The 973-nt window shown below is 67.6% G+C and carries 1 protein-coding gene; it reads left to right on the top strand.

The window, feature by feature from the left end; translation table 11 throughout:
• A partial coding sequence (locus tag G9373_RS45410) for an NAD-dependent malic enzyme (RefSeq protein ID WP_167121365.1) occupies positions 1–973 on the top strand: 973 nt, incomplete at both ends.

The following is a 973-nucleotide window of genomic DNA, read 5'->3' as shown; positions in this document are numbered from 1 at the left end:
CATCCCGACCACATGGTCATCGACCTCACCTGCGACGCCTCGGACGTCGCGCACGCCGACCAGATCTCTACCGCGATCGCCGAGGTTCCGGGGGTGATCGTCGGCAAGGTCAGCGACCGCACCTTCCTTCTGCATTTGGGCGGCAAGCTCGAGGTGGTCCCCACGGTTCCGCTCACACACCGCGACGACCTCTCCCGCGCCTACACCCCCGGCGTCGCCCGGGTGTGTACCGCCATCGCTGAACACCCCGAGGATGTGCGCCGCCTTACGATCAAACGCAATACCGTCGCCGTGGTCACCGACGGCTCCGCGGTCCTGGGTCTGGGTAACATCGGTGCCGCGGCGTCGATCCCGGTGATGGAGGGCAAGGCGGCACTGTTCAAACGGTTCGGCGGTGTCGACGCCTGGCCGGTCTGCCTGGACACCCAGGACCCGGATGCCATCGTCGAGATCGTCCGGGCCCTCGCGCCGGTGTACGGCGGCATCAACCTCGAAGACATCTCCGCCCCAAGGTGTTTCGAGATCGAGGCCCGGCTGCGCGATATCCTCGACATTCCGGTGTTCCACGACGACCAGCACGGCACCGCGATCGTGGTCCTGGCCGCCCTGACCAACGCGCTGCGCGTGGTCGGCAAGTCGCTCGGCCGGGCTCGGATCGTGGTGTCCGGCGTCGGCGCCGCCGGGCACGCCGTCATCCGGTTGCTCGTCGCCCAAGGTGCGACGAACATCATCGGCTGCGGGCGGAAGGGGATTCTTTCACCCGACGACACCGCCGACGAGTTTCGTACCTGGATCGCCGAACACACCAATCCCGAGGGTCGGACGGGATCACTGCGGGACGCGTTGGTCGGGGCGGACGTGTTCATCGGGGTCTCGGCGCCGAACATTGTCACGGGCGACGACATCGCGGCGATGGCCGACGAGTCGATCGTGTTCGCGCTGGCCAATCCGGTCCCGGAGGTCGATCCGGTCG

The organism is Rhodococcus sp. A14 (assembly GCF_011603105.1).
GTDB lineage: Bacteria > Actinomycetota > Actinomycetes > Mycobacteriales > Mycobacteriaceae > Rhodococcus_F > Rhodococcus_F opacus.
The sequence above is the reverse complement of the archived record's forward strand: the minus strand, read 5'-3'. Positions and strand labels throughout refer to the sequence as shown.